At 63.5% G+C, this 24,361-nt stretch carries 19 protein-coding genes; 12 read left to right on the top strand and 7 right to left on the bottom strand.

Annotated features, from left to right (window positions below; genetic code table 11):
* Position 1: 1 nt before the first annotated feature.
* On the top strand, positions 2-1,153 hold the full coding sequence (locus Q7W02_10895; protein ID MDO8476675.1) for a transposase: 1,152 nt from the start codon (positions 2-4) through the stop codon (positions 1,151-1,153).
* 386 nt (positions 1,154-1,539) lie between these two features.
* Here the strand turns inward: Q7W02_10895 and Q7W02_10890 are convergent, their stop codons facing one another.
* Positions 1,540-2,874, bottom strand: a complete 1,335-nt coding sequence (locus Q7W02_10890; protein MDO8476674.1) for a methyltransferase domain-containing protein — start codon at positions 2,872-2,874, stop codon at positions 1,540-1,542.
* A gap of 530 nt (positions 2,875-3,404) precedes the next feature.
* Entirely contained in the window at positions 3,405-4,598 is a 1,194-nt protein-coding gene (locus tag Q7W02_10885; protein ID MDO8476673.1) for an IS4 family transposase, read from the bottom strand.
* Between the two features lie 446 nt (positions 4,599-5,044).
* On the opposite strand from Q7W02_10885, the gene Q7W02_10880 reads away from it, so the two are divergent.
* The 6 genes from Q7W02_10880 to Q7W02_10855 all read left to right on the top strand — a co-directional run bounded on the left by Q7W02_10880 (position 5,045) and on the right by Q7W02_10855 (position 13,812).
* A complete protein-coding gene (locus Q7W02_10880) occupies positions 5,045-5,533 on the top strand; it encodes a MerR family transcriptional regulator (protein ID MDO8476672.1) in 489 nt (162 codons plus the stop codon).
* 29 nt (positions 5,534-5,562) lie between these two features.
* The gene (locus Q7W02_10875) at positions 5,563-6,741 is read left to right on the top strand and encodes an MFS transporter (protein ID MDO8476671.1); all 1,179 of its coding nucleotides are present in this window, start codon (positions 5,563-5,565) and stop codon (positions 6,739-6,741) included.
* Positions 6,738-7,439, top strand: a complete 702-nt coding sequence (locus tag Q7W02_10870; GenBank protein ID MDO8476670.1) for a PIG-L deacetylase family protein — start codon at positions 6,738-6,740, stop codon at positions 7,437-7,439. The genes Q7W02_10875 and Q7W02_10870 overlap by 4 nt, the downstream gene beginning before the upstream one ends.
* A 1,365-nt stretch (positions 7,440-8,804) precedes the next feature.
* Positions 8,805-9,260, top strand: coding sequence for a response regulator (locus tag Q7W02_10865; GenBank protein MDO8476669.1), 456 nt, complete (start codon positions 8,805-8,807; stop codon positions 9,258-9,260).
* Positions 9,260-10,930, top strand: a complete 1,671-nt coding sequence (locus Q7W02_10860) for a response regulator (protein MDO8476668.1) — start codon at positions 9,260-9,262, stop codon at positions 10,928-10,930. The genes Q7W02_10865 and Q7W02_10860 overlap by 1 nt, the downstream gene beginning before the upstream one ends.
* Complete coding sequence (locus tag Q7W02_10855; GenBank protein ID MDO8476667.1) at positions 10,927-13,812, top strand: GAF domain-containing protein; 2,886 nt, start codon at positions 10,927-10,929, stop codon at positions 13,810-13,812. Before Q7W02_10860 ends, Q7W02_10855 begins: the two co-directional genes overlap by 4 nt.
* Positions 13,813-14,255: 443 nt before the next feature.
* Here Q7W02_10855 and Q7W02_10850 read toward each other — a convergent pair whose 3' ends face one another.
* The 5 genes from Q7W02_10850 to Q7W02_10830 form a co-directional block, all read right to left on the bottom strand.
* Positions 14,256-14,780, bottom strand: coding sequence for an IS630 family transposase (locus Q7W02_10850; protein ID MDO8476666.1), 525 nt, complete (start codon positions 14,778-14,780; stop codon positions 14,256-14,258).
* Positions 14,767-15,273: a winged helix-turn-helix domain-containing protein gene (locus tag Q7W02_10845; GenBank protein MDO8476665.1), complete on the bottom strand. Its 507-nt coding sequence runs from the start codon at positions 15,271-15,273 to the stop codon at positions 14,767-14,769. Before Q7W02_10845 ends, Q7W02_10850 begins: the two co-directional genes overlap by 14 nt.
* A 53-nt stretch (positions 15,274-15,326) precedes the next feature.
* Positions 15,327-16,619 carry a HEPN domain-containing protein gene (locus Q7W02_10840; GenBank protein MDO8476664.1) on the bottom strand — a complete coding sequence of 431 codons (1,293 nt, stop codon included), beginning with the start codon at positions 16,617-16,619 and terminating at the stop codon, positions 15,327-15,329.
* Positions 16,620-16,851: 232 nt separating this feature from the next.
* Positions 16,852-17,568: a hypothetical protein gene (locus Q7W02_10835; protein MDO8476663.1), complete on the bottom strand. Its 717-nt coding sequence runs from the start codon at positions 17,566-17,568 to the stop codon at positions 16,852-16,854.
* Entirely contained in the window at positions 17,565-18,323 is a 759-nt protein-coding gene (locus tag Q7W02_10830; GenBank protein MDO8476662.1) for a nucleotidyltransferase, read from the bottom strand. Before Q7W02_10830 ends, Q7W02_10835 begins: the two co-directional genes overlap by 4 nt.
* A gap of 737 nt (positions 18,324-19,060) precedes the next feature.
* Between Q7W02_10830 and Q7W02_10825 the strand changes: the two genes are divergently transcribed.
* The 5 genes from Q7W02_10825 (at position 19,061) to Q7W02_10805 (ending at position 24,211) form a co-directional block, all read left to right on the top strand.
* Positions 19,061-19,276 (top strand): tyrosine-type recombinase/integrase, encoded by a 216-nt coding sequence (locus tag Q7W02_10825; protein MDO8476661.1) that lies wholly within the window; start codon positions 19,061-19,063, stop codon positions 19,274-19,276.
* Positions 19,277-19,576: 300 nt separating this feature from the next.
* Positions 19,577-20,608, top strand: a complete 1,032-nt coding sequence (locus Q7W02_10820) for a hypothetical protein (GenBank protein MDO8476660.1) — start codon at positions 19,577-19,579, stop codon at positions 20,606-20,608.
* A gap of 67 nt (positions 20,609-20,675) precedes the next feature.
* Positions 20,676-21,200: a hypothetical protein gene (locus Q7W02_10815; GenBank protein MDO8476659.1), complete on the top strand. Its 525-nt coding sequence runs from the start codon at positions 20,676-20,678 to the stop codon at positions 21,198-21,200.
* A gap of 195 nt (positions 21,201-21,395) precedes the next feature.
* Entirely contained in the window at positions 21,396-22,424 is a 1,029-nt protein-coding gene (locus tag Q7W02_10810) for an SIR2 family protein (GenBank protein MDO8476658.1), read from the top strand.
* The gene (locus tag Q7W02_10805; protein MDO8476657.1) at positions 22,421-24,211 is read left to right on the top strand and encodes an ATP-binding protein; all 1,791 of its coding nucleotides are present in this window, start codon (positions 22,421-22,423) and stop codon (positions 24,209-24,211) included. Before Q7W02_10810 ends, Q7W02_10805 begins: the two co-directional genes overlap by 4 nt.
* Positions 24,212-24,361 lie beyond the last annotated feature (150 nt).

Below are 24,361 nucleotides of genomic sequence, written 5' to 3'. Positions count from 1 at the left end.
CATGGGTCTTCTCCAAGAGCTCTTTCGGACGCATGGGCCAGCCTACCTCGACCGGTTCGGGTCGGCCATACCCAAGGCCCACAAGAAAGTCATCGCAGCGATCGCCGACTGCCATACCGAGGCCGCCGGGTCGGCCCTGTATGTGTGCGACGGGTGCGGGCAGCGGCACGTGGTCCATCGCTCCTGCGGCAACCGGCACTGTCCGTGCTGCCAGCAGGGGAAGGGGCAGGAATGGCTGGAGCGGCAACGCGCGCGCCAGCTGCCCGGCGAGCACTTCCTGCTCACCTTCACCGTGCCCGAGCCCCTGCGCGCCTTCCTGCGTCGGCATCAGAAGATCGGCTACGGGGCGCTGTTCGAAGCCTCGTCGGGGGCGATCAAGGCGCTGGTCGTCGACCCCCGGCACATCGGCGGGGATGTGGCGGGGTTCTTCGGAGTTTTGCACACCTGGGGGCGCACCGTGCAGTATCACCCCCACATTCACTATGTCGTCGTGGGCGGCGCGTTGAGCCACGAGGACGGGCGCTGGCATCCGGCCCGGGCCGGGTTCTATCTCCCGGTGCGGGCATTGTCGCGGATCGTTCGGGCCAAGTTTCGCGACCGGATCGACACGCACGGCCTGCTTGGGGAGATTCCGGGGGAGGTCTGGTCGACGGAGTGGAACGTCCACTGCCAGCCGGCGGGCGACGGCAGCAGGGCGCTGCAGTACCTCGCCCCCTACGTGTTCAAAGTGGCGATCTCGGAGCGCCGCATCCTGAGCGTCGATGAAGACCACGTGCGGTTCCGGTATCAAAAGCCGCAGAGCAACCGGGTGCGCACCATGACCCTCCCGATCATGGAGTTCCTGCGCCGGTTCCTCCAGCATGTGCTCCCGCGCGGGTTCATGAAGGTGCGCTACTACGGGTTCCTCTCGCCCAGCTCCTCGGTGCCCCTCGAGGACGTCAAAGCTCGTATCGAAATCGCCAGCGGGTTTGCGCTGGCAGCCCCCGAGGCCGCGAGCGAGCCCCCGGCGGCCCTGCGCTGCCGTCACTGCGGGGGCGCACTGCGATTCTCCCGCCTGCTCCTGGCCGGAGACTCCGCGCTCGGCGGGCTGGCCTCGCTTGGTCAGCGGGCCGGCGAGTCGTCCACCCTCAGCGCCCTGCCTGTGGGGCCCTGATCCGCGCGGCGCGCCCTCTGCGTCCGCGCATCGCAAGCGCTCCGCCGGCAGCGAGGCGCCCCATCTCTGACCCGGCCCGCGACCCGCACGGGCCGGTACGGCCTCGGTGTGCCCCTCACCACGCGCCTTGGCCATCGTGACGCCCTCGCCGGCTCCGCTGCCGCCGGACCCGGCGCGCGAATAGCTTGGTGAACTCCGGCCAGCGCATGCCCAAGGGTCCCTCGGGCTCCCCTCCGTCGTCGTAGCGCTCGCTCCCGTCCATCCGCTCCGAAGCATTGCCCATATCCCGCGGACCCCCGACGCGCACACCGGGCTTCTTGAACATCGGATTGAAACGACCGCGGCGGTCGTCTCAATCCTTATCGGTTAGGCGCTCGTGATCTCCATCAGGGCTTGGTCCCAACCGCACAGTGGAGCGGCATGGCGATGAAGAACGTCCCCTCCGCCTTCGCCTGTGTCACCGCACTCCGCCACTCCTGGGCCTCCTCCGCGCTCAGCGGGGCCAGGAGTTGCTGCTCGAAGCTCGCCAATCGCGGCTCCGCCGGCATCACGGTCTGGAACTGGGGAAACACGCTCAGGTTGGTGAGTGCCGCCGCATGAAACCGCCGGTAGATGGTGGCATCGGCACAGCCTCGCTCCGCAACACCGGACCCCTTCTGACCGCCGGGGGCTTCCACCTTGGTCTTCAGCGCCGGTCCCAGCGGGGCGTTCACCCACCACGGCATGTCGATGGTTCGCACGATGACGGCCACGCGTCCACCTGGCCTGGTCACCCGCACCAGTTCGGCCAGCATCCGATCGGCGTCTCCCTCTTCGAGGACGGTGCATGCCATCGTGACGTCGAAGCTGCTGTCCGGGAATGGCAACGCTTCTGCGTTGCCTTCCTGGAACGTGATTGCGGCCTCGAGCCCCTCTTGCCTGGCCAGCGCCGTAGCCTCGCGCAACAAGTAAGGGCTGATGTCGACGCCGACGATGCGGTTGGCTCCTCCCGTCTGTCGCGCCAACCGGCGGATGAGCACTCCCGAGCCGCACCCGACCTCGAGGATGGCCTCGCCAGGCCGCACCTCGATGGCATCGATCAGGCTGCGTACCACGTGCCAGTAGCCCGAGTGGCCACGCTTTTCCAGCAGCGCGACCATGCCCAACGCCGCACCACCGAGTGTGATCGTGCAATAGCGCGCACTCAGCGTCGCGAACAGGGGCCCCCATTGCGAAGGGGCCAGCCCCAGGGGCAGCAGCAGGAGCGGCGGGCCCGTCCCCCGGATCCTGTACGAGAGGCCCGCGACGTGGCCCTCGCCTTCGGGGATCGCCACCGCCCGGCTCTGGCGCTGCCGATCCATGCGTCGCAGATGCTCCCCCATCGCGGTGCCAATCTCCTCGAGGCGATCGGCGATCACATCGGACCAGCCTTGAGCGACGTAGTCGCGCAGCGTGATCAGCGTCGCATCGGGGATGGTCGCCAGGGATTGGCGGATGCGCGCCACCGACGGTCCCTGATCCCCCGTGATCACGACGAGTCGGGACGCGACGGGGCGCAGGGGCGTCGTGTCCATCGTGTGGGGGCACACGAGCGTGAGCGATGCCACGCGGTCGGGGTGCCGGGATACGAGGCCCTCCCAGTCTTCAGGCCGGCACGCGGCGACGTGGGCCTCCGGGAGACCCAAATGCTCGAGCAGTTGAACGAGACGTTCCTCAACGCGCAGATCCGCTCCGATCGCCATGCGCTAGCCTCCGAGATGCCTAACGTGAAATGGACGGAACCATCGAGAAACGGTGACGCAGCGCGCCGCGCAGGTTAGCAACCCGCGCGCCATGGCTTCGGGGAAGGTTATCAGCGCAGAAGATTGCCCGCTTGCCTATACGCGTCGCGCGAATGGCGCCCTTGCTATGCGGAACCGTTGAGTCCGGCCGGCGGCGGCGTGGCGGTCGAGAGCCGGGCGGGTCATGCCGGGAAGATGCGGTCGGCCGGCCGTGCTACTTAATCCGAAACCGCCCTGGAAGCCCTGGAACTGAACCAGGACCTGCAGGGCGGTCATGGAAATGGTGGACGCAATCGCAACCAATTCGAACCCTCGCCGAGGTTCCATTCCGGTTCGCAGTTGTCGATACCGCGCCATCTTTTATCTACCTGCAAATCGCTGAAAAAGCGCGCGAATTGCACCGCCTTGGGATGTCCGCGTGCGCGATCGCCCGGGTGCTCAAGGTCTCCGACAAGACTGTGACCAAGGCCCTCCGGCGTGCCAACGCTGGCTTACAGAAAGGGCGCTGAACTATGCGCGTGGGTGTCGCCCGCCAGGTGATACGTCAGGTTTATATCGATGTCGTCGGTCACGGTGTGCGCAAGTAGTTGATCCAAAGGCATTCGTTCGAACATGGTCAGGCTCAAGATTTGTAGGATTTGATAGAGGCTGGCGGGAAGTTTGAGACGCTTTTTGACGATGGCGACCAGGACGTAAACCGACACCGCGATCCAGATCTGCGACTTGACCGCGTTCTCCGACGTGCCGAAGAAGGCTTTGATGCGAAGATGCTGCTTGATCCATTTGAAAAAGAGTTCGACCTGCCAGCGGCAGCGGTAAAGCTCGGTGATCGTGAAGGCCGGCAAGGTGAAGTTGTTGGTCAGGAAGATCAGCGTCTTGGCGGTCTCCGGGTCCTTGAAGCGAATGCGGCGCAGCGGGGCCTGATAGTCCTGCGGCGAGTAGACCCCGGTGAGGAAGATGGTCTGATCGCAGATCAGCCCGGTGCTGCGGTCGATGCGATGCGAGTATCGCCGTTGGGCCTTGGTATTGGACTTGGCGCGGGTGACGAAGAAGCTGCCGGCCTGGTGGAAGCGGTACAGCCGCGCAAAGTCGAGGAAGCCCCGATCCATGATGTAGAACGCACCGGGCTCGGGCACCAACTGATCGAGGATGTTGACCTCGTGCATCTTGCCGTCGCTGATATGGATAAAAGTCGGGATGTTGCCGCGCAGATCGAGCAGCGTGTGCAGCTTGACCGCCGCCTTGGTCGAGCGGAATGGCGCCCACGGAAACACCGACAGGCACAAGTCGATAGTCGTGGTGTCGAGCGCATAGACGGTGTCCTGCAAATCGACGCCGAACGGCTCGCCGACATACAGCGGTCGCGCGATGGCGATCAGGCTCTGGGCGAAGTCGGCGTAGATGCGCCAGTCGCGCACCGCGTTGGCATTGGCCAGCGTATTGCGCGCCACCGTCGAGCGAATCCCGAGGTGATAAAGCTTGGAGTGCTGGGCGCGCAAACACGCTTCGATGTCGCGCAGGCTCTCGCGAACGGTCAGCTGCGCGAACGCCATGCTCAGGAACTGGTCCAGGCAGGAGAACGATTGAACCTTGCGTTCGCCCCGATACCGGACCACGCATCGGCGAAACGTCGTCAGCGGAAGGTGCTGCATCAGTTGCGCGAACACCAGCTTGCCTTGGTTCATCGATCACCCCCGCGAAGTTGTGCTTCGCAGGGTCGCAGAACCGGCGGTCGCAGTTCAAATCGAGACCAAGACAATTCATTGATTACGCTTGTTTGATCAGCAGCTTACAGACCATCCAACCCTAAACGTTGGGACACTACTGATCGAACACCATTTGTTCCCACGGATCAGCTCCATTAACTATTGGCCTATTTCGAAGCTCGGGACCTGATCCAGTGGGCTTGGGTGCGGGCGCCGCTCTCTCCGGAGAATCCGCAAAACGAGAGGAATGACGGGCTGATTCTTAGGGAGAAGTGCCCGACCACCAAGGGGTGCGAGTGGTACAGCCTTAGGTGGACCCAAGTCCGCTATGCCCGCAGCTACCTATCCAGGATCAAGCAGGCCGGTCGCCCCGGGTAACGAATCCCTAAATTCTCCTTGACCTTCCAGTAGCTGGAAGGTCTATCGTGGCAGCCCATATCAAACAGGGAGGTGAGCCGATGGCACACGCTCTCACCATCGGTCAGCTCGCCACGGCGACTGGGGTGGCGGCGAAGACCATTCGCTACTACGAACAGATTGGCGTGCTGCCGACCCCGAGCCGGACGGCAGCCGGATATAGACAGTACGATCAGTCTGGCGTGCAGCGGCTGCGCTTCATCCGACGGGCCCGCTCATTGGGCCTGCCGCTTCGTGACATCAAAACAGTGATCGTGAGCCTTGATGGGGGACCACGCCTGCCCGTGCGTCCTCGTCTGCTGGCGCTGGTCCGACGGCAGCTCTCTGCCGTGCAGGACCAGTCCGCCGAGCTCGGACTGCTCCAGCAGCAGCTTGAACAAGTGTTGCACCGCCTGTTGACGTCGCCACGGGAGCGGCCCAGAGAAGGATGCCGGTGTCTGGAGATCGAGGAAGTTGGTGACCCCGCCCACGCGAACGCCACTGAAAGTACCGGGTGAGCGAGCCTCCCGTTGACCGGGAGCAGCGAGTGCCGGTCGCGGTGCTTGCTGCGGCGTTCTTATTCAACCTTGGTCAGGGCGCCCTCCGTCCCTCGCTGCCGCTCTACCTCCAACGATCGTTCGCGGCGAACTACAGGATGGTGACCTTGATCCCGGTGGTCTTCGGCGCGGGGAAATGGATCACGAGCGTGCCGACCGGATACCTGCTCGGCCGCCTCGGACGACCTCTCATGATCTGGGGCCTGCTGCTGATCGCGCTCATAGACCTCGCCAGCGTCATGACCGGCACCTACACCGTATTCCTGGGCTTGCGCGCGTTGGGCGGCGTGGGCTGGGCCATGTTCGCGACAGTCGCGACCACGGCCATGGTGAATGTCCCGACCGTACAGCGGCGTGGGCGGGCGGTCAGCTTGCTGTTGATGAGCGAAACGGCCGGGCTCTTGCTCGGCAGCGCTGTGGGCGGCTGGCTGTATCAGGGGCTCGGAGCGGCGAGCCCGTTCCTGTTCGAGGCGGCGTGCGTGTTCGCAGCGGCGGTGGCGGTAGGGCGGTGGGCGTCGCTTGGTACCCACTGCTCGCCGGTGGCGCGAGGATCACGCGACTGGCGCCTTCTGACAGCAATCTTGCGCACACCCGGTGTGCTCCTCATGGGCGCGATCAATGCGACCCTGATCGCCATTCAGACGGGTGTCCTCGTCTTCCTCTTTCCTCTCTATTTGACCAGCCGGGGAGGTGTCGGCCCGGAGGCTATCGGGCTCCTTATCAGTCTGAGCGTGCTCGGCCGACTCCTCGCGCTCTGGCTTGGGGGCAACGTGTCGGACCGGTGGGGGCGCATGCGCGTGCTGATCCCCGGCTTGCTGAGCTATGCCGCATTGCTCGGCACTGTGACGTTCCTGACGCACCCGGTGGTGCTCGGGGTCTGGAGCCTGGCGATCGGCGCGGCCGCGGGCATTGTGGCCGCCATCCCGACGGCTGTCATCGGCGATCAGGTTCCGCCACCTCTACAAGGCGTGGCGATCGGCTGGCTCCGCATGATGACCGATAGTGGGCAAATCCTGGGACCTCTGGTGTTGGGCGCCTTTGCGGATGGGGTGGATCTCTCCGCGCCGTTTCTCTTTGGAGCGGCACTGCTGACGGCGACAGCGTGGCAGTGCCGCCGCCAAGCGAGCGCAATGTCGGTCGCCGTCACTAAAGAACGAAGAGACTCATGACAACAGCGACTGGGCGCGTCATGGTGGTGACCGCGCACCCAGACGACCCAGAGTTCTTGGCGGGCGGGACCGTGGCCAAGCTGGTCAAGGACGGCCGCGAGGTCACGTACGTCATCGTGACGAACGGTAACAAGGGGTCGGGCGACCGCACCATCACCTCGCAGCGCCTGGCGCCGATTCGCGAGGAAGAGCAGCGGCGTGCCGCCCGGGTGCTCGGCGTCGAGCAGGTAGAGTTTCTCGGCTACGAAGACGGTGAGGTTGAGGACACGCGCAACCTGCGGCGTGACGTCACGAGGCAGATCCGCCGATGGCGGCCCGACCTGATCATCACGCAGAACCCGAACCGCACATACAGCAACTTCCCGGGCTGGCACCGGGACCACCGGATCACCGGAGGCGTGGTGCTCGACTGCGTCTACCCGCTTGCCAGAGACCACCTCTCGTTTCCCGAACTTCTCCCGGAGTACGAGCCTCACCAGGTACGGGAGGTGTATCTGATCCAGTGGGAGCAGCCCAGCCTGATCGTGGACATCACGGGCACCATGGACGTCAAGCTGAAGGCCATCAGTTGTCACGCGAGCCAGCTTGGCGATTTCAGCGTCGTAGAGGCTCGGATGCGAGCGCACGCGGCCGCCCTTGGCAAGGCGAAAGACTATACGTACGCGGAGGGCTTCGACCACATCGTGCTTCCGGGCTGAAAGGGCCTGAGTGTGGCCAGGTTCTCGCGGGGATCGAACGTCAAGAACGTGGCCTGCTTACCTCACCTACCGGCCGGCCGGACGCATGTTCTTCAACGCCTACACGTATGAGCAGGTCGGCGTTCTGAAGAAGCCCAGGATTCTTAGTCCTTGGCCTTCTCCTTGAGATTAGGTCGTTCAATCCTCATGCGGTGCGACTGCGCCCGAAAGGACCCGGGAGTATCAATCCTCTGCGCTTGCTAGAGGGCACAGGATTCTCAATCGTCGGCGCTCTGAAAGAGCACAGGACTATCAATCCTCGGCGCTCTGAAGGACCCAGGGATTTCCAATCCTCGGCTCCTTTTGGGAAGGACAAGGGATATTCAATCCTCGGTTCCCAGTCGGAAGGACACGGGAGAATCAATCCTCGGCGCTTTGAAGGAGCCTGGGATTCTCAATCCGCGCCTCGGTCCGAAAAGGAACCGGGATAATCAATCCTCAGCGCTGTCGCGCGCTCTATTGAATCTCCCGACCGTTGGGGCAGTGATCCAAAGGTCGGGCATCGAGATACCGACCTGGCCGCCGCTGAGACGCCGCCTAGCTCTAACTCCCGCCGTGAATCGACGTCGGTGGTTGCGGGGGCCCGCAATCACCGAAATCGAACACCCTCGCCTTCGAGGTTGACTTGGTCTAGACGGTAGCGTGGGCCCGCAACCACCGGAATCGACCTGGTTGATCTTCGAGTTGGACCTGAGTTGACCTGTAGTTCGCCCGCAACTCCGCCCGATGGCGTGGCGATGTAGAGGTCCCCCAAACGCGATTCGGCAACCGTTGTACGCTCGTTTTCCGGATGCGCCTGCGGGCGACGATCGATGACGCTCGGGCGAGGCGGGCCGAAATCAACCTTGGCGAGGTCCTCAGCTGGCGGGATTCTCCGAACACACGAGAGCGCCCGCTCGATGCGTGGCACGAGGCGGGCCGCGCTGCACCACTCACGGCAGGCAGGAGAAAGAAGAGTTGGCAGCGGGCGGCTGCGGCGGATTCTACACTTTTGTCTGCCCATAACTCCCTCCACCGCCCAAGCCATGGAGGCACCGCAGCTCTAGCCTCCGCCGGTCATGAACTCATGCCAATGGACCAAGGATGGGTAATCGGTGACAGGGCGCGTCAGAGTGAAGGGCCACCCCCACGGGAGTCTCCCTTCGAAGAAGGGAATAGATTTGCGAAGTTAGGGCCCTTGCGAGTTGTGGCATCGATCGTGCCGTGATCCTCATTGGGGACGCATATGCCTAGAGGTGTATCTCACCGGGACAGAGGCCCGGGGCCCCGGCTGCTCACCGCCGAGGCGCCAGACGCGCGCACCCAGCGATCAATGAGGAGGACAGCATGGGACGGCAGCAGAGGGAAGTGAATATCCTGCTGGTGGAGGATAACCCGGACCACGCCGAGCTCACGCTCAAGGCCCTGAAAGACGGGAACCTGCTCAACGAGATCTTCTGGGTGAAGGACGGGGAGGAAGCGTTGGACTTCCTCTACCGCCGGGGGCGCTATGCCGACCCGACGACGGCTCCCCGCCCCGAGCTCATCCTCCTCGATATCCGGCTCCCCAAGGTGGACGGACACGAGGTGCTGCGCCGGATCAAGACCGACGAGGCGCTCCGGGCGATCCCGGTGGTCATGCTGACGACCTCGGAGCGGGAGGACGAGATCTGCCAGAGCTATCAGGCGGGCGCCAACAGCTTCGTGTCCAAGCCAGTCCGGTTTGCCGACTTCGTGGAGAAGGTCAGGAGCCTGAAGCTCTACTGGGTCTTGACGAACCTCCTGCCCGCCCCTGAATCGTGATGCTGAGCGCCGCTGTGACACCCGGCGAGCGGATCGCCATGCTCTTGGTCGAGGACGATGCCGATCAGGCCGAGGTGGTCGCCCGGACCCTGCGGCGCCAGGACTCGTCCTTCGAGGTCACCGCCGTGGGGGACGGGCTGGCGTGTCTCGAGGCCTTGACGCGGCAATCCTATGCCCTCGTCCTGCTGGACTACAGCCTGCCGCGCCTGAGCGGGTTGGAGGTGCTCGCGGAGATCCGGCGGCGGGGCGAATCGGTGCCGGTGGTGATGGTCACGGGGCAGGGGGACGAGCGGGTGGCCGTGGAGGCCATGCGAGCGGGCGCCTCGGACTATGTGATCAAGAGCAGCGGGTATCTGACGACGCTGCCGACGGTCATCCGGAAGGTCCTGAAGCAGCACGAGCTGGTGCTGGAGAACGCGCGGCTGTACGCCGAGGCGCAGCGCTCGCTGGCCGAGTTGCAGGCGGCGCAGGAGAAGCTGGTGGAGGGGGCCACGCTGCGAGCGCTGGGCGAGATGGCCTCGGGAGCGGCCCACCATCTCAACAACCTTCTGGCCGTGGTCCTCGGGCGGGCCCAGCTGCTCTTGCAGACGGCGGACGTGGGGGCGTGTCGGCGACCGCTTGAGGCGATTGCGCGGGCAGCGGGCGACGCGGCGGAGGTGGTGCGGCGGGTCCAGCGATTTGCGCGGATGGGCGCGTCCGAGGAACGCCAGGAACTGGACCTCAACGCGCTGGCCCGCGAAGTCCTCGAGATGACGCAACCGCGCTGGCAGGACCAAGCCCAGGCCCGGGGGGTCCCCATCGAGGTGGTCCTCCGGGCGGGTACTGTCGGGCCGGTTTCTGGCAACCCACCGGCGCTGAGGGAGGTGGTCATGAACCTCGTCCTCAATACCGTGGACGCGCTTCCCGCGGGAGGGCGGATCGAGATCCGGACCTTTCTGGAGGGGAAGCGGGCCTGCCTGGCGGTGGCCGACAGCGGGATGGGCATGCCGGACGAGGTCAGGGGCCACGCCCTGGAACCCTTCTTCACCACCAAGGGGCCCAAGGGCACCGGCCTCGGATTGAGCGTGAGCTACGGCATTGTCAAGAGCCACGGCGGCGAACTCGACCTGCAGTCGGCGCCGGGGCGAGGCACGGTGGCCACGGTCCGTCTCCCAGTTGTGGCGGCCTGCCTCGCGGACGAAGGAGTCGGTCCTGCGTCAGGCAGGGAGCGGACCCCGGTGACACCGCAGCACATTCTGATCGTCGACGACGACGAGGAGGTGCGCTCGATGCTGGTGGACCTGGTGGCCGGTCAGGGCCACGATGTCCTCCAGGCGGCGAGTGGCCGGGAGGCCCTCGCGCTGCTCGACGGAGGCACAACGATCGATCTTGTCCTCACCGATCTCGGGATGCCGGGCATGACCGGGTGGGAGCTGGCGCGCACCATCCGATCGCGCTGGCCCCGGCTGGCCGTGGGGCTGGTGACCGGTTGGGGCAACCAAGTGGATGTACCGCCGGCCGACTCCGAACTGATCATCGGGACGGTCGCGAAGCCGGTCAGCCCGGAGGCGCTGAAGGCGCTCATCGTAGGGGCGCGCGGGCGCCTGGAAGCCGACGATCGCAACTCCGGGGAACTGGCGGGCGCGCCGGCGACCGAAAGGCTGCCGGTCAGCTCCGGCAGGCCGCGGTGACGGCGACCATGGGCGTGGACGGCAAGCCCGCGGGCCCATCCGCGATCGAGGACCGCCCCCTGGGGACCGCCGACAGCCAGGCGATGGAGCTGGCCGCCCTGCAGGAGACGGCACAGGCCTTGACCTCGACGCTGCACCTGCCGGGGGTGCTGGAGGCCATCGCCGACCGGGCCATCACGCTCGTTGGGGCCCAGCGCTGCGCGGTGTTCGAGCTCGATCCCCTCGATGAGCGTCTGAAGGCGCGGGCCGCCCGGGGAATGTCGCCGAGCCAAGCGTTCTGGCCGCTCAGGCTGGGCCAGGGGGCGGCCGGGAGCGCCGCCCTGCGACGGCAGGTCATCTTCAGCCCCGACGTCGAGTCGCAGCCGCTTCCGATGTACGACGAGCCGTGGCCGGAGGCCGGGGCGACGATGCGCGAGATGGTCCGGCAGCAAGGATATCGCGCGATTCTGGGCGTGCCGCTGCTTAGCCGCGAGACGGTGCTGGGGGCGGTCTGCCTCTACTGGGACCAGCCCCACGCCTACGATGAGCGCGAGGTGCGACTCCTGACGAGCCTGGCCCAGTATGCTGCCATCGCCATCGAGAACGCCCGGCTGTATGCCGACATGGCGGAGCAGCGACGCGAGGCCGAGCTCCTGTCCGAGATCACCCGGGACCTGTCCTCGTCGCTGGATCTGGGGTCGGTCCTTCGCAAGATCGTCGAGTACGCGCAGGAGCGCTGCGGCAGCGACATGGCCTTCATCGCTCCCTATGACCGGGCCCGCGGGGTCGCCACCATCGTCGCGTCCGTCGGGACCCGCACCGACGTCTACACGGGCGTGGGCATCCGGCCCGGCAAGGGGATCGGGGGGAAGGTGCTAGAGACCAGGCAGCCGTTCGTCACCAGCGACTACCTCAGCGATCCCTGCCTCAGCCATGACTACAACCCACAGGCCGAGCAGGAGGGCTTCGTCGCCAACATGGCCGTTCCTATCCTGCGCGAAGGCGAGATCCTCGGGGTGCTCTGGGTTGTGAACCGCAGCCCGCGCCCGTTCACGGCCCGGCATCAGGCCGTCTTGACCAAACTGGCCGCCCAGGCGGCCATCGCCGTCGAGAACGCGCGGCGCTTCGAGGAGACCGAGCGGCAGCTCGGGGAGACGGCGGCGCTGCTGAAGATCGCCGAGGTCTTGAACTCCCCGCTCGACCTGGAGCCGGTGCTCAAGGAGATCGCCCGGCGGACGGCACAGGTACTGGGGTTCGACCGCTGCTCGGTCTTCCTGTGGAGCGACGGCCGGGTGCAGCCGGTGATGTCGCAGTTCGCCGACGGCCGGGCGGCGCCCGAGCTGTGGGCCGCCTTCAAGAGCCTCGAGCAGTACCGGATCGAGGAGATTCCGGCGCTCACCGAGGCCATGCGATCCGCCGCGCCGGTCGTGGTGCCGGACGCGCGGGTCAGTCCCCTGGTGCCCGACTGGTGGGTCGAGACCTTTGCGGTCACGAGCGTGCTGGTCGTCCCGCTCATCCGCCGGGGCACGGTGATCGGCGCCCTGCACCTGGACAGGACCGACCCTAGCCCGGTCGGGGAGCAGCAGCTGGCCCTGGCCATGACGATCGCGGCGCAGGTGGCCCTGGCGGTGGACACGGCGCGCCACTACGCCGACGAGCGGAGCCGGGCGGCCGGGCTGGCCGCGCAGGTCGAGATCACCCAGGCGGCGACCGCGACGTTCGAGCTCAAGCCGCTGCTCAAGAAGATCGCCCTGCAGACCGCTCGGGCTCTGGACATGGAGCGATGCTCCATCTATCTCTGGCGCGGCGGACACCTCCTCCCTGTCATGTCGCAGTTCGCCGATGGCCACTCCGACCCGGAGTTGTGGGCGCGCTTCAAAGCGTTCCGCGGCCAGCGCATGGAAGAGGTGCCGGCCTACGCCCAGGCGATTCGCCTCAAGCAGCCGGTCCTGGTCGAGGACGCGCGGAACAATGATCTGCTGGCGCCAGACTGGGTCGAGGCGTTCGGCATCCGCGCGGCGCTCGTCGTCCCGCTGATCGCCAAGGACGAGGTGATCGGGACCCTGAGCCTTCAGGACGTCCGGCGGCCGCATCACTGGAGCACGGCCCAGGTCGATCTGGCCATGACCATCGCCGCCCAGGTAGCCCTGTCGGTAGAGAACGCGCGGCTCTACGACGAGAGCCAGCGGGCGCGCGCCGATCTGCAGGGCAAGAACGCGGAGCTCGACACCTTCGTCTACAGCGTGTCCCACGATCTCAAGGCCCCCCTGGTCACCATTCAGGGGATGGCGGGCCTCCTCCTGGAGGAGTACCGGGAGCAGCTTCCAGGGGAAGCGGCGCGTTACCTCGAGCGGATCCAGGCCAACACCCAGCAGATGGAGCGCCTCATCGCGGACCTCCTGGCCCTGGCGCGCGTCGGGCGGGAGGCCAGGGCGGCCACGGCCGTGAGCCTCGCCGAGGTGGTGGACGATGTGGCCGCGGATCTGGCCACCGCCATCCGGGACCGGGGCATCCAGCTGATCCGTGGTGAGCTGCCAACCCTCTGGGGGGTCCGGACGCAGATCGAGCAGGTGATGAGGAACCTGCTGGGAAACGCCGTCAAGTATCTCGGCGACACGTCCGAGGGGCGGGTGGAGGTGGGGGCCGTGGACCGGGGGACGCTCGTCGAGTGTTACGTCCGGGACAACGGGATCGGAATCGATCCGGCCTATCACGAGCGCATCTTCGAGGTCTTTCAGCGCCTGAAGGAGGTCGAGGTAGATGGGACTGGGGTAGGACTGGCGATCGTGAAGAAGATCGTCCAGGGGAGGGGGGGACGGATCTGGGTGGAATCTGCCAAGGGCCACGGGGCGACCTTCCATTTCACCTGGCCCAAGGGGCCCGCAAGCGAGCCCCAGTGCTGAGTGGAGAACCCTCAGGCGGTAGCTGGCCTCTAGGTTCAGGTTCGGAACCAACTGGGTCCGGCACCGGCCCGGCGAAAACCCAGTCCGATTCCCGCATTCCCACGAGATTCCCGCGACGATTCCTGCCTCATTCCCACGCAGTGAGGTGAAGTGGGAGGCCTCAGGGACCAGATCCGGCGAGATCAGCAATTAGACGACGTCCAACTCGAAGGTGAGGCGAGTCGATTTCGGTGATTGCGGGCCCCCGCAACCAGCAACGACTAGGGGACCGAACCTAACGGCCGAGGGCGATAACCCGGATGTCGAAGGTCAGGAGAAGTCCCACCAGCTTACAAATCGCCTTCGGGTTACTGCCGCCCTTGATGAGAATGGACTTGTGGTCCTCGTCGCTCCCGAGGGGCCTGGGAGACTATTGATCTTTCACTAGATAATGGATACATGACTCACGACCACGGCAGATCGGACACGAGGATGCACGACCACAGGAGTTGCTGGGAACCGTGGAGCCGACGGAACGAGCGCCGCAGTTGAGCATCCAAGTGACGAATGTCTTCAGGTCCGCCGTTGGCCAAGTCATGCTTCATCTTGGTCCAGACGAACTCGTCGGGATTGAGCTCTGGGGCATACGCAGGGAACCGGTGAACGATCAGCTTCGGATGCCGGCGCAGGAACGCCTTCACGTCGGCGCGCTTGTGAATCGAGCCGCCATCCCAGAGCAGCTCGACCGGCCCGCGGAGGTGCCGAAGGAGGTGGCGAAGGAACAACATAACCTCCGCCCCTGTGATGTTTTCGGAATGGACGTGCATGTACAACCCTACGCGGGCGCGCTGGGGGGACACCGACACGGCGGAAATGGCCGACAGCTTGTCGCGCTTGTAGCTGTGTCGCACCGTGGGCGTACACCCCACGGGAGCCCAGGTCTTGCGCACGTTCGGGATCAACAGAAAGCCGCTTTCATCGAGAAACACGAGGTGGGCCCCACGTCGAGCGGCGTTTTTTTATATGGGGCCACACCTTCGTCTTCCAGTGTGCGATGGCCGCCTCGTCTCGCTGGAGCGCACGCCGTTCTGGTTTCTGCCAACTCCAGCCGAGGCCGTGCCGCAAGAGCTTCCAGACGCCGACCCGACTGTAGCGGACGCCGAACTGCGTCTCGATCACCTTGCCGATGCGCTTGAGGGTCCACAACTCGGTCGTGTGCCCGGCGGCCCGCGCGCCTCGAAGCAGCACCTGCCGGAGGCGGGCCTGCTGGACCGTCGTCAACCGTGGCGGGCGGCCTGGAGTGGGCCGCGCGCGTAACCCTCTCCGTGTGTCGCGACGATACGCTTGCTTCCATCGAACGACGGAGCTCAAGGACGCCTCGACCACGCGTGCGACTTCGCGATATGGGTTGCCCGCCTGCAGTAGGGCGATCGCCCGGCGTCGACGCTTCTCCAACTCCCCGGCAGTGCCAAAAGGTCTCATGCCGACCAGCATAGTGAAGCACAGGCCAATCGTATGCATTATTTAGTGAAAGATCAATAGTAGTGCATAAACGTGTACCGCCAGACTAGACTGGTCAGTCGCAGTGTTATGGCTTTCGGTCCGCGTGGGGCCTGTGTTATCCGAGCGGTTACTTCGTTCAGGGCTCGGAGGGCGTCGAGAGCCTCGTACCAATCGAGAGACTTTGGCGTCACGGCGAGCTTCTCAAGAGACTCCTTCATCTCTGGCTCAAGGGGCTCAGAGCATGATAGAAGCGCTCGGGCGGTCCGTTGCACAGCTCCGATCATCGTTTCGACGCGGAGTCCGGCTTCTGGTACGAATTGGTAATGATGTGCAAGGTCAACGGCGTCCGCGATACCAGCGAACTTGTCAGCTATAGTCAAGGTCACGTCATCAAGCGTGGCACAGATTTGTTGGAAGCGCTCCTGGTTCGTCACGAGCTTGTCAGGGAGACCGGCGCGCACTCCGAGATGTGCGCCAAACAATAAGGTTCCCACGCAAAGTTGGAAGATCTGCCGGCCGTACCCTAAAAGGGAGTGGTAGAGTGGCGCATTTGTGGCGTCCTGTGTCTTGATTGGCATAAACCGTAAGAGCTTTGTGCGTCCTTCATGAAGAATGTCCGAACGGGCATTGTAGAACTGCTGTGCCCACAGATCGAGTCTCGAGATGCGCCCGAGCAGAAGTGAAATGGAATCGGTGAAGCGGTCCGTCTTGGCTTCCTTGGGCAGACCCAGGAGTGCTTCAAAGGCGACAGCAAGGGTTACGATCGCTGTAGCGTGGTCACTCGCGAGAGCGTTAGCCCGATTGTACCAGGATATGGCCGTAAGAACGCGATCCGAGGTCGTACTCAGTGGCTGGGTAAGCAGCTCTGGGAGGAGATGAAAGTGGGGCGCTTCGGCTAAGGATTGAGCCCAGTCGAAGCTTAGATTCTGGCTGATGTTCAGGCTGAGGTGTGGCACCGGTGGATACACGCGTGATCCGGCAGCGACCCAAAAGTGGTGTTGGAAATTGTACAGCCCCCGATAGCCTGGCACGTGGCCCGAAGAGTCTGGCGTGAGTGCCGGGCCCGTGGAGACTTGCTCCACATGATGCTCTGGGCGGACGAGGTAAATGGATACTGGTTGAGGGCTGAAGATAACGAGGCTCGAGTGCTCGAAGTGCAGGAACGGATCGCCGGAAATGTGGTGCGGGGCAATGTAGCAATAAGCGACGATCGCTTGGATGTGCTCCAACTGTTTGATGGATTGGTCGCCCCAATCAAGATCGAGTGCCGGCAAGAGTGTGTAGGAGGCGGATCGGATTCGGAGGTCATCCTTCAAAAAGAGCATGCGGGTGATCTCAGCAAGATGGGCGGAATCCTCCGCGCTGAGATCAGTCGTATCGTCGGTTGATCTAAACGTGAAACTCCCGAGGCGGACCGGTGTGCTGGTCTTAAGGAACGGGAGAACCGCGAAGGCGCGACCCCATGGTTCTTGAGCCCGCAGAGACATGCTAACTCCTGGCGCTCCCGGTGTCAGTCTAACGGTCGCGTGTGGCCGCGCGCCCGGGAAGAATTGAGGTTCAGGGCAACCATTGCGCGTAGGCGCGAATGTCTATCATCGGGACGGTGGCGGTGCTCTGAAGCCGGGCGATAAGGTCGAAGAGGAACGCGGTCGCGGCCTTGCCGTGAGGGACGAAGCTGTAGCAACCCTGAGCATCGCAGCCAAACGTGCCATGGGCGGCAACACAGCCCACGTCGAGCCGACCGGCCGGATCGCCGCCCGCGAGCGCGTCGGCGAGCGGCTGGCCAAGAGCGGGATTCCAGTCGCTTTCAAACGTGAGAAGGCCGCCGATGAGGGGTGAGAGAGGTTTTGGGTCGTATGTGCCGCCGGCGTACGGTATGGGAAGGCTCGTCCGTTGAAGACGCCGGACGCTGGCAACCTTTTGCTGGGCATAGGTGATCTGGGCGGCGTTGACTGTCTGCTTGGCTTCGAAGACGGCGTAGACGCTCTCCGCGGGAACGATGATCTGGCCTTCGAAATGGAAGATGAAAGGCGAGTATTGCCGGTCGAACAGCACGACGTCGATCTGGTCGCTGAACGTGCCTTTGCTGTCGACGACGTGGGCGCTCGCCGTCTGATAGCGTTTGGGCAGGTAGGTCTGAAAGAGCTGAATCCAGACGCTCTCGCTGGCATCGCCCTTCGTGCCCGCGTGGCCGAAGGCCTCGCGAGCCATTGCCAGGCGCCGCTCGATATCGTCGTGGAGTCCAGCAAGAAGTTGGGCTAGAAACCAGGTCATATGACGATCTGGCTCCAGTTGGCTGCCTTCAGGGCCTGCGCTGCTGCTGCCTTGATTTTGGTTTTCTCTGCGACGGCAAGATCGTCGGAAATGATGTTGTTGGTGTTGGCAGGGTCCACGATGCGCGCATTCTGGAAGGCGTCACTGAGGTATTGAAAAACCCTCAATACATTGCCGGAGAGAGTCCCGTGCTGCAACGCCAGGGCGTTGATGACTGTCAACTCCAGATAGAAGGATGGGAAGTCGAGGTTGTTCTTGGCGCGCCACAGTTTAATGATGCGGCTTTCCTTCTGTCGGCCGCCGTCGGTGACATGCTTGATGTGCGTCAGCACGTTCGTCTTAGTCCAAGTGTCGGCCTTGCGTCGGTACAGGCTGTGATCGGCGCTGTAGGTATCCTGGCGCTTGCCGGGAACAAGGTCCACGGAGTAGCCATTTACCCGGATATTGATTGAAACATTCTGGCGCGTGGGCTTGTACCCCCTCTCCGTCATTCTGTTAAATAGCTTTCCATAGATCTGCTTCAGCGTGTCGGGGGTCTGTTCCGAAATGGAGATAAAAAGATCAATATCAGTCCCGCTCTTGTTCGCGGTGCCCTTCATGAAGGAACCGCTCGGCTGAACACTGAGGAGCATGGCGCCGGCCCACTCGCGGATGATCGGGGCAATCACCGCCTGGACGCCCCGGACCGGGGATAGTGGACCGGTGTTGACCGCCTCACGATCTAGGATACCCTGCAGGTACTCATCCGGTGTCATAGCTTTTCCGTGAGAGAGCCGTCCGGCAGGTCAGGGGCCAGAAGTTGTCGACCGGTGGCGCCCATATGGCATCGTTGGCACGCTACGACGGAGGCAGGTGAAACGTCAAGTAGAACCCTGTTGGGTACCAGCCGGTGTTACCAACCAAGCCGTTGGCAACACCTTCGACCGAAACTCCAGTCGGGATTCGGCTCGTCCATCAATCAAGTGGTTCTTGCACGGCCCTTCCGTCTTCCCCAAGTCCACACAACTCCACTGCGGCGACGCGGCCCAGGCTCCGAGGTTTTCGGAACGCCAGAATCACGTGCCCAAGCCCCTAAGGATCCTCGAGCGGGGATTCAAACGCGACTTTCAGTCCCCTAGAATGGGGTGCCACATTCTTTGCCCCTCGCTGATTCAAATCAGGGGCCCGCAACCACTTGCCGGCAAACAGGTCATTCGACTTCCGCTTCAAGGTAACAGCATAGCCTCAGTTCGCCGGAGAGCCTTCGTCGCCCCAACGGGTGGGACCGGCGGTCCTCGCGAGAGCTTTGTCCGGCCATGCGGAGCGGCTTCACCAGCCCCCCACCCGAGCCCCGCATCCCGGCTCGCATACAGCTGGTGCCGCTCCTTGCCACTCCGTCCGCCGCAAGCTATAGTCGGCCCGCGTCCACACCTAAAGGAGGGCGCCGGCATGGCCCGTCCGCGATCGGCGGTATACGCAGTCGAGGGCGAGTCCAGCCGCCCCGGGGTCCACCTTGATTTGGGTCACCGGGCAGCGTCCCCGCCACCACCTGCACGAGACCGTCCTGCAGCGTGCACTCAGGCACGCGGCGGTCTGGCAGGGGGGTCTTCCCCAAGCGCGCCAGCCCCACACCCTCTGCCACTCGTTCGTGAAGCATCCCCTCGAGGACGGACACGACATCCGCACGCTCCAAGAGCTGCTGGGGCACCGCGACGTCGGCACACCATGACCTACACGCACGTCCGGAACCGCAGGCCCGCCAGCATCCGGAGCACGGCAGACCGGATGGTCGGCCCATGAGCCGCCTGGCGGCCTTGCGGGGTAAATGCAGCGGGATAGGCTGTAGCGCTCTGCAGCCTATCCGGAGCGGCGAGGGTCGCTCCGGACACGGGCAAAGGGCGGCAACGAAAGCGCCGGGCGCTGTTCGACGCGGTAGTCCCTCGACCGGTAGACGCGGCAGGGGCTGGCAGGGGTTGCCCTATTATGCAGGTCAGCCTATCCAGTGGCCGAATTGTAGTTCGGTGCTGACATGACGAAGGGATTAGAGATACGCGCCCAAATCGACACAGAGAATGTCAAAGGGCTGCTTCTGATCAACGGTGGTGCGACCGTTGCTCTATTGGCCTTTCTCCCGACCGTGCTCGATAAGCCGCGCTACGAGTGGCTTGCGCGTGGGATTCTTTACGCCTTGCTCACCTTTCAGGCAGGCTTGATTGCTGCCGTCGTCCACAACCGACTCCGACGCATTTGCTCCCTGCTTTATGAACAACACCAATATCGGCCACCTCCTTGTGAAATCTTCGGGAAGAAGCTGCGAGAACCGTGTGTCTGCCATTGGAGCATCCTTTTCATGTGGCTTTCGCTTGCCGCATTCCTTACCGGCAGCGTCACGGTTTTTTACGGTGGCCTGCGCTCTCTTGAACACGGTGCTGCGTCTAGAAGCACAATGGAGACGCTATCGACCAGGGAGACAAAGACACCGCCCACCATTGGGGTCGACAGAAACGCCGACAAGCAAGCGACGATACAGACGAAGTCCTCCGCGCAGCCCTCGTTGGTAGCGGACGGTCCAAACGTCACAACGATAAGAAAGAACGTCCCGGAACTGGTGGCGAGAACGGCACGAGCGCTCGTGGCCGCCTTGCTGATGGCGTCAGCCACCTTTGTTCTCGGAACGGTTGTTGGCTATCAATACCATGCGATGATCTTCGACTTTCGTTCTAGCCCCACGACGACTGAGCCTGAGCTTAGCCATCGAAGATTGGTGCGCCGCTGGTACAGCGTTGGCATAGGTGTAGGCACGCCGGTCTGCTGGACCATGGACAGTTGGAGAACCGGGCCCGCGTACTTACTCCTTCTCGCCTTCCTTGTAGTTGCCTTTTGGGGCATCTGGTGGATGAACGCCGCGCTTGTCATGCGACGGCACATTAGCCGCCTGCGTGTGGGATGGGAATTCTTCTGGAGCTGCGTGAGTCTGAGTGTCGTGTCGGCGGTCTCCGGAGCGATAATGGTGGAACAGGCGTTCAAATGGCTTGCGTGGAACATCACGGGGACTCCGTAGTGCCGAACCAGCCGATTCAGCGGACCGGCGCGCCGGCCGCTGAGCGACAACATTAGGCCTCGCGAACATGACAACGACCACGGGCAAGAACTCCGAGCCAACGAATGTCCTCTTCCGAGTCAAGCGCGGGCTCAGCGCCTACGTAAGCTACCTCGCGGCATGCGAGATGAATCAAGCGTTCAGCGAATACGCCCTTTACGAGCCGATACTCCGCATCCTGATGGCTCGAGGCTACACCGTGAAGTGCGAATACAAGTGTCCAGGGATTGAGCAACCGGACCAAGGTGACAAGAAGCGCCTCGACTTCTATGCCGTAAAACATTCGCTCCGTCTTGCGATTGAAGTTAAGTGGGTCAAATCAAAGAAGCCAGACATAAAGCGTGATGTTGACAAGCTTCGGGCCTTCCTTGCTGCCAAGCCAGGTTCGATGGCTCTGCTATGTGTCTTCGGGCGCAAGTCGCACGTTCAGGTTCTAGAACTAACCACCGGTCGTTTCGAGGAACGTGGCAAGGCAGTATACGCAGACCTCAGGAAGACAAGATATGGTTGCAGAATCTATCAACTCCAACCGCCCAAAGGCCGTAACAGATGAGCCTAACCACGCCTTGCACCGAACGCTTCAAGAGTGATGCTTCGTTTTCTGCTGTCGCCCCGATGAACCCAAGCGTGCGAGGGACAGAACAACCGCAAGGAACGTCGCTCTACGCCTGGTTGGCTTCGTCGAGACTTGTGAGGCGCGAGTTGGCAGGATGCTGCTCTTGAGACGGTCGCGACATTGAGTACGAAGATGGACTACGGCGCACTGGTCACATTCGTGCAGGAGCACTTCACCGACGGTCTCGCGTTGGTGATCGGGTCCGGGCTGTCCGCCGCTGAGGGGATCCCGGGAATGCCCGCGCTTGCAACGCATCTCAGCAACGCCGGAAGCGTGCTGACGGGAACCGACGCGACACTGTGGAATCAGATCAAGGCCGTGCTGGTTGCCGAGGAAGGATTGGAAGCGGCGCTGCTTAAGCACCCGCCATCCGACACGCTTGAGGTCTGGATCGCACAAGGGACGTGCGAACTCCTGATGCCGAAGGAACGCGAAGTCATGAGTGCGGTGCTCCGAGGCGATCGCTCCCTTCGCCTGACGACATTCCTGGCCAAGGTGTTGAAGCCGACGAATGGGCTGCCGATCCTGACACCCAACTATGATCGGCTCATCGAGGTGGCATGCGAGATGGCGGGCTTCCATGTAGACACCACAGCCGTCGGGCACTACGCGGGGGCGTTCGACCATGCCCGAAGTTGCATGGGATCATGCCGGGGCATCACAACACGCGCCAAGACCACCGTCCTCGACCACTTCCCGCGTGCGATCGTCCTGAAGCCGCATGGGAGCTTTGACTGGTACCAATCCGGCAACGACGCGCGTCGTTGCAGTCTGGATCTGGACGCGGAACGTCTCATGATCACTCCCGGCGTCAACAAGTACCGGGCTGGCTACAACTCGCCCTTTGACAAGCATCGCGATTTGGCCAACGACTACATCAAGCGGGCCGGGCGTCTACTGGTCGTGGGGTACGGCTTCAACGACGATCACCTGCAAACCCATCTCGTAAAACGGATTCAGGACGGCACGCCCACGCTGATCTTGAATCAATCGGCGAGCTCGAAGGTCGCGAAGCTGGCGGAGGAATCGCCGCGCTGCGTTTGCCTCTCGAAACCGCCGGCATGGGCGGGAGTCGCGATGGTGACAAAGGGACTCCGGTTCGAGCATCAGGGGCACGACTTGTGGGATCTGGGCGTTCTGGCAAAGGAGCTACTGACATGAGCGATGCACCCATTCTGACGTTTGACGCGCCGAGCAAGCTCGGCAAGGTCGCCTCCGTGGACACAAGCCGCGTACTCATCGCGGTGGAAAACGCCGCACTCTTGCCACGCGCTGCCGTCGGGAGCCTTGTCGCAATTCAGGGGACGATCGCTCAGGAGTTCCTGATTGGCATGACGGAGCGTGTCACCCGGCAGCTCCGTGAGCAGACAGCGTCGCCTGATCCGATGGCACCCACGACGCTCGCGGTGGAGGTCGTGCCGGACGATTCGCTCCGGGCCGTCCTACTCGGCACCTACCGCACCATCGAGGGAACTGTCCGCAACCGGTTCAAGCGGGGCGCTGATTCGTTCCCACAAATCGATCGCGATTGTTTTCTCATCGAGGGCGGCAACCTTCAGCGTTTCATGGGGTTACTGGGCAAGGACCTGGATGAGACGCAGCGGCTCGAGCTCGGCTACTTCGCCATCGACCGCTCAGCCGCCGCGATCGCGAACGGCGATCGCTTCTTTCAGAGGCACGCGGCGATCCTTGGCAGTACCGGCTCGGGCAAGAGTTGCGCGGTGTCGTTGATCCTGGAACGTGCACACGCCCGCAAGCACGCGAACATCATCGTGTTCGACATGCACGGCGAGTACGCCTCGCTCGCGAACCCGCCCGCTCGTGAGGACGGCACAATGCCAATCCCTATTGCCGCCGGGTTCAAGATCGCAGGTCCGGGTGATCTCGCCAAGCCACCGGAAAACGCACTCTTCCTACCGTACTGGCTCCTGAACCGGGACGAAATGCTCTCGATGATCTTGGACCGCAGCGATCAGAACGCGCCAAACCAGGCAGCACGATTTACAACTCATGTGCGGGACTTTAAGGACAAGACCCTGAAGGACGAGAAGCAGGAGACGGTCCGTGCAACATTCACCGTGGACTCGCCCGTGCCCTACAGGCTCACCGATCTCCTCGTAATGCTGCGAGAAGACGACACGGGCACGAAGCCTGGGACGACGAAAGCGGAGATCAAAGGAGATTGGAACGGGAAACTGACGCGGTTCATCTCCCGCCTCGAAGCCAAAGCGGAGGACCGCCGGTATGGCTTCATGTTCAAGCCGCCAGAGGCTGCTCTCAAGTACCACTGGCTCGCGAAGCAAATCGCAAAGCTGCTTGCCCCGGGCGAGGGAAAACACGGCATCAAGGTGGTGGACTTTTCCGAAGTGCCGTCGGACGTGCTCCCCGTTGTCACGGGCGTATTCGCACGACTCCTTTACGATGTTCAGTTCTGGATGCAGCCGGACAAGCGGACGCCGTTCGTCTTCGTATGCGACGAAGCCCATCTGTACTTGCCGGTCCGTGAAGACGCGGACGCAGTCGAGAAACAGGCCCTTTACTCCTTCGAGCGCATCGCTAAAGAAGGCCGAAAATACGGCGTCTCCCTTCTTGTGGTGAGCCAGCGCCCCTCGGACGTGAGCCGAACCATCCTCAGCCAGTGCAATAACTTCCTTATCCTGCGCTTGACCAACGATCAGGACCAGAATGTCGTCCGTCGCCTCATGCCTGATTCCCTGGCGGGTGTCCTCGATGGCTTGCCGCTGCTCGACACCGGCGAAGCCTTGTTACTGGGCGACGCGATCCTCCTACCCGCCCGAATCAAGCTGAAGTTCCCAACCATCGAGCCGCTGAGCCAGACCCGCAACTTCTGGCAGGAGTGGGGCGAAAAGGCTCCGGACTCTGCCGCAGTTGTGGCAGCAGTCGAAACGCTGCGCCGGCAATCTCGCACAGCGGGAACGCTCGCTTGAAGCGCCAGCTTGCCGCTGGGGGTGCTGGGCGTTGGCTTCGGCGCCTCGAAGTATCGGTCTTGCAGGATCCGCATCAGCTTTCCCATCCTCTCGATCCATTTTTGGGTAGCCGTCGAACCAGCGGTTGCAGCGGACGCGCGTGCGCGCGCC

This window comes from Candidatus Rokuibacteriota bacterium (assembly GCA_030647435.1).
GTDB lineage: Bacteria > Methylomirabilota > Methylomirabilia > Rokubacteriales > CSP1-6 > AR37.
Note: the sequence above shows the minus strand (reverse complement) of the source record. Positions and strands in the feature narration are given on the sequence as shown.

Bases quoted from the DNA above. Each gene is read 5' to 3' on its own strand.
- Q7W02_10815 (MDO8476659.1), top strand. From the start codon at position 20,676: ATGACAACGACCACGGGCAAGAACTCCGAGCCAACGAATGTCCTCTTC.
- Q7W02_10865 (MDO8476669.1), top strand. From the start codon at position 8,805: ATGGGACGGCAGCAGAGGGAAGTGAATATCCTGCTGGTGGAGGATAAC.
- Q7W02_10835 (MDO8476663.1), bottom strand. From the start codon at position 17,568: ATGACCTGGTTTCTAGCCCAACTTCTTGCTGGACTCCACGACGATATC.
- Q7W02_10870 (MDO8476670.1), top strand. From the start codon at position 6,738: ATGACAACAGCGACTGGGCGCGTCATGGTGGTGACCGCGCACCCAGAC.
- Q7W02_10885 (MDO8476673.1), bottom strand. From the start codon at position 4,598: ATGAACCAAGGCAAGCTGGTGTTCGCGCAACTGATGCAGCACCTTCCG.
- Q7W02_10860 (MDO8476668.1), top strand. From the start codon at position 9,260: ATGCTGAGCGCCGCTGTGACACCCGGCGAGCGGATCGCCATGCTCTTG.
- Q7W02_10840 (MDO8476664.1), bottom strand. From the start codon at position 16,619: ATGCTCTTTTTGAAGGATGACCTCCGAATCCGATCCGCCTCCTACACA.
- Q7W02_10820 (MDO8476660.1), top strand. From the start codon at position 19,577: ATGACGAAGGGATTAGAGATACGCGCCCAAATCGACACAGAGAATGTC.
- Q7W02_10845 (MDO8476665.1), bottom strand. From the start codon at position 15,273: ATGAGACCTTTTGGCACTGCCGGGGAGTTGGAGAAGCGTCGACGCCGG.
- Q7W02_10830 (MDO8476662.1), bottom strand. From the start codon at position 18,323: ATGACACCGGATGAGTACCTGCAGGGTATCCTAGATCGTGAGGCGGTC.
- Q7W02_10810 (MDO8476658.1), top strand. From the start codon at position 21,396: ATGGACTACGGCGCACTGGTCACATTCGTGCAGGAGCACTTCACCGAC.
- Q7W02_10890 (MDO8476674.1), bottom strand. From the start codon at position 2,874: ATGGCGATCGGAGCGGATCTGCGCGTTGAGGAACGTCTCGTTCAACTG.
- Q7W02_10895 (MDO8476675.1), top strand. From the start codon at position 2: ATGGGTCTTCTCCAAGAGCTCTTTCGGACGCATGGGCCAGCCTACCTC.
- Q7W02_10805 (MDO8476657.1), top strand. From the start codon at position 22,421: ATGAGCGATGCACCCATTCTGACGTTTGACGCGCCGAGCAAGCTCGGC.